The sequence below is a fragment of the Streptomyces sp. NBC_00582 genome, assembly GCF_036345155.1.
In the GTDB taxonomy this organism is placed as follows: Bacteria; Actinomycetota; Actinomycetes; order Streptomycetales; family Streptomycetaceae; genus Streptomyces.
The window spans coordinates 2,823,065-2,826,463 of the sequence record NZ_CP107772.1; the positions used below are offsets into that span (position 1 = coordinate 2,823,065).

At 75.0% G+C, this 3,399-nt stretch carries 5 protein-coding genes; 1 reads left to right on the forward strand and 4 read right to left on the reverse strand.

Features of this window, described 5'->3' with window-relative positions; genetic code table 11:
- Positions 1-4: 4 nt before the first annotated feature.
- Entirely contained in the window at positions 5-388 is a 384-nt protein-coding gene (locus OG852_RS12310) for a winged helix-turn-helix transcriptional regulator (RefSeq protein ID WP_133918101.1), read from the forward strand.
- Here the strand turns inward: OG852_RS12310 and OG852_RS12315 are convergent.
- The 4 genes from OG852_RS12315 to OG852_RS12330 are packed head-to-tail and all read right to left on the reverse strand — an operon-like array spanning position 385 to position 3,394.
- Positions 385-1,659 carry a cytochrome P450 family protein gene (locus tag OG852_RS12315; RefSeq protein WP_330347948.1) on the reverse strand — a complete coding sequence of 425 codons (1,275 nt, stop codon included), beginning with the start codon at positions 1,657-1,659 and terminating at the stop codon, positions 385-387. The two genes, OG852_RS12310 and OG852_RS12315, sit on opposite strands and share 4 nt — an antisense overlap.
- A 28-nt stretch (positions 1,660-1,687) precedes the next feature.
- Entirely contained in the window at positions 1,688-2,461 is a 774-nt protein-coding gene (locus OG852_RS12320; protein WP_133918103.1) for a thioesterase II family protein, read from the reverse strand.
- A gap of 16 nt (positions 2,462-2,477) precedes the next feature.
- The gene (locus OG852_RS12325; RefSeq protein ID WP_166663827.1) at positions 2,478-2,654 is read right to left on the reverse strand and encodes a hypothetical protein; all 177 of its coding nucleotides are present in this window, start codon (positions 2,652-2,654) and stop codon (positions 2,478-2,480) included.
- Complete coding sequence (locus OG852_RS12330) at positions 2,654-3,394, reverse strand: SRPBCC family protein (protein ID WP_330347949.1); 741 nt, start codon at positions 3,392-3,394, stop codon at positions 2,654-2,656. The genes OG852_RS12325 and OG852_RS12330 overlap by 1 nt, the downstream gene beginning before the upstream one ends.
- Between the last annotated feature and the right edge of the window lie 5 nt (positions 3,395-3,399).

Sequence of the window (3,399 nt, forward strand, 5' to 3'; positions counted from 1 at the left end):
ACGCATGAGCCGAGGGACCGAGCGCGTGGCCGGGATGAGCGTGTTCGATCCGGAGTGCGTCTCGCGGGAGGTGCTGGAGCACGCCACGGGCCGGTGGGGCGCGCTGACCCTCGCCGCGCTGACCGACGGGCCGCTGCGGTTCGCCGAGGTCCGTCGCCAGGTGACCGGTGTCTCCGACCGGATGCTGTGGCAGACCCTCCAGCGGCTGGAGGACCACGGCCTGGTGACCCGCACCCCGCACCCCACGGTGGCCCGCCGGGTGGACTACGCGCTGACCCCCCTCGGCCGCCCGATCGCCGAGCGCGTCTGCGACCTGATCGACGCGATCCACGCCCAGCTCCCCGGCATCGTGGCCCATCGGCGCGCCACCGCCGCGGACCCGTCCTAGAACCGCACCGGCAGCCGCGGCAGTCGTGGTGGGGTTCCCGGGACGACCGTCCGGGTCAGGTCCGCGTCGGCGGTGAGGTGCAGTCCGGGGTGGCGGTCGAGCAGGGTGCGCAGGGCGGTCTCGCACTGGAGGCGGGCGAGCAGGGCGCCGACGCAGTAGTGGATGCCGTCGCCGAACCCGAGGTGGCCCTCGGTGCCGTCGGTGGGGCGGCGGGTGAGGTCGAGGCGGTCGGGGTCGGGGTAGCGGCGCGGGTCGCGGTTGGCGGAGACGAGGACGAACTGCACGCAGTCGCCGCGCCGGATCCGGGTGCCGTGCAGGTCGACGTCCTCGGCGGCGATCCGCATCCGCACCATGATGTCGGGCCCGCACCAGCGGACGAGCTCCTGGACCGCGCCCGGCGTCAGCTCCGGCTCGGCCACCAGGAGTTTGAGCTGGTCGGGGTGGGTGAGGAGGGCGGCGAGGCTGTTGACGAGGAGCTGGGCGGTGTTGTCGTAGCCCGCCATGACGACGTTGAGGACCATCGCCACGGCCTCCTCCTCGGTCAGCCGGTGCCGTGCGTCGTGGCGGGCGGCGGCGAGGGTGCTGATCAGGTCGTCGGCGGGTTGCCTGCGCCGTTCCTCCAGCAGCCGCAGCACGGTGGCGACGACGGCCGGCGAGGAGACGCGCAGCCGTTCCGCCTCCATGGCGAGGATGTCGTCGCCCCAGCGGCGGAAGACCGCCCGGTCCTCCTCGGGCACCCCGGCCAGCTCGCAGACGACGGTGACGGCGAGGGGGTAGGCGTAGCCGTCGACCAGTTCCAGCACGCCGTCGGGCGAGGCGCGGTGCAGGTCGTCGAGGAGCCGCCCGCTGAGCTCGGCGACACGGGGGCGCAGGGCCCGCACCCGGCGGGCGCTGAAGGCCCGGTTGACGGCGGTGCGCAGCCGGGTGTGGTCCGGCGGGTCGATGTCGAGGGCGGAGACGAGGAGGTACTTCCGGACGTCCTCGGGCAGGTTGAGCATGTCGACCAGTTGGCGGCGCGGGTCCTCACCGGTGTGGCCCTCGACCGAGGCGGGGCTGCCGACGAAACGGCCGTCGCGCAGGCCGTTGCGGACGTCGTCGTAGCGGCCGATCACCCACACGGGCCGGGTGTCGGTCAGCCAGGCCCGCACCACCGGGCCCTCCTCGCGGATCCTGCCGTAGCCGCCGGCCGGGTCGGCGAGCAGGTCCGGATCGAGGAGCCACCGCTCCCCGGGCGGGCGGCTGAGGGGGAGGACGTCGGGCGGGTGGATCATGGTCGGCTCCCTGATGGGGCGGGTCTGTTCAGACGATGCGGCGGGCGATGTCGGCGACCAGCTCCGCCTCGTGCGGGACGAGGTAGAAGTGGTCGCCGGGGAACGCGCGCACGGCGAACCGGCCGGGCGCGGCCAGGTCGGCCCAGGCGCGCACGGCGTCGGGCGGGCAGCTGTGGTCGTCGCGGCCCGTGTAGGCGGTCACGGGGGCGCGCAGCGGTACGGGACGGGTGGGGCGGTAGGCCTCGATGAGGCGGTGGTCGGCGCGCAGCGCGGGCAGCAGCAGCTCCCGGAGTTCCGGGATGTCGTACGCCTCCGACTGGTGGTCGCCGAGGCCGCGGACCACGGCGAGCAGCGCCTCGTCGTCGCCGTCGGGCACCGCGGCGGTACGGGCCCGGTGCGGGGCGGCGCGCCCGGAGACCAGCAGGTGGGCGGGGCGGACGCCGTGGGCCTCCAGCCTGCGGGCGACCTCGTAGGCGACGGCGGAGCCCATGCTGTGCCCGAACAGGGTGAGCGGCAGTCCGGTGAAGGGGGCGAGGGCCTCGGTGACGGCGTCGGCGAGGACGTCCATGTCCTCGACGCAGGGCTCGGCCAGCCGGTCCTGGCGGCCCGGGTAGCGCACGGCGAGCAGTTCGGTGTCGTCGGGCAGCCGGGCGGGCCAGCCGTGGAAGAGGTGGGCGGTGCCGCCGGCGTGCGGGAAGCACACCAGGCGGCGGGCGGGCCGGGGTGCCCGGCACGGGTGCGCCCGCAGCCATCGGTCCGCGGTGCGCGGCGGACGGGACGCGGTGAGGGGGACGACTGCCACGAGGCCTCCTGAGCGGCTAGCGGAACGCGCTGAACTGGCGGGAGCCCAGCAGGGAGAGGAAGTACGGGAGCTTGTCCACGGCCCGTTTGGGGACGTGCGCGGTCTGGACGGTGTCCCGGCGCAGATCGGTGACGACGAGCGTGTACACGCCGTTCTCCTCGACGAGTTCGGCCGAGTAGAGGGGGGTCTCCATCAGGGGGCCACCTCCGCCAGCCAGGTCTCCCAGGCCTCGGTGGCCGCGGCGGCGTCTGCGTCCGGGGCGAACAGGTGGTGCCCGATCCAGAGGGGCCACCGCCAGGGGCTGCCGTCGTAGAACCGGTAGAGGGCGTCCGCGGTCCGCAGTCCGAGGAAGCCGGTCTCGCAGAGGTCGACGACCGCCTCGACGGGTGCGCCGGCCCCGCGCGGCGGGATGATCTTCACCGTGTCGCCGGTGCCGGCTCCGGCGGGCAGTCCGAGGCGGTCGCGTACGGCGGTCAGGGCGCCCGGTGCGGCGGCCTCGGGGCGGGCGGCCCTGAGGTAGCGGGCGGGGCGGCCGGCGAAGTGGCGAAGGTACTCGGCGAGGCTGTGCCGGTAGAAGTCGAAGTGCTTCTCGGCGGCGTCGGCCCGGGTGTCCCAGCCGTCGTCGGGGGTGCCGGGGTGCACCCAGTGGATGCCCAGGCGGAGCCGCGTCTGTGTGTCGTCGTACGGCTCGACGGTGTAGTCGAGGGTGTTGGAGAAGCCGTCCTCGCCGGTGGCGCGGCAGGCGAGGCGGCGGGGCGGCTCCCACTCGAGGACGGTGGCCGAGCCCCGGGAGACCGCGCCTCCGACGCGGGGCTCGATCTCCATGGGGTACAGCCAGCCGAGGTTGCCCTCGGCGGTCGCGATCGCGTTCCACACCTGTTCGGGGCGGGCGGGCAGCAGTTGCTCGCGGCGCACGCGGAACTCGCGGGGCATGCGCG

Coding starts and splice junctions, on each gene's coding strand:
- OG852_RS12315 (WP_330347948.1), bottom strand. CDS start 1,659: ATGATCCACCCGCCCGACGTCCTCCCCCTCAGCCGCCCGCCCGGGGAG.
- OG852_RS12325 (WP_166663827.1), bottom strand. CDS start 2,654: ATGGAGACCCCCCTCTACTCGGCCGAACTCGTCGAGGAGAACGGCGTG.
- OG852_RS12310 (WP_133918101.1), top strand. CDS start 5: ATGAGCCGAGGGACCGAGCGCGTGGCCGGGATGAGCGTGTTCGATCCG.
- OG852_RS12330 (WP_330347949.1), bottom strand. CDS start 3,394: ATGCCCCGCGAGTTCCGCGTGCGCCGCGAGCAACTGCTGCCCGCCCGC.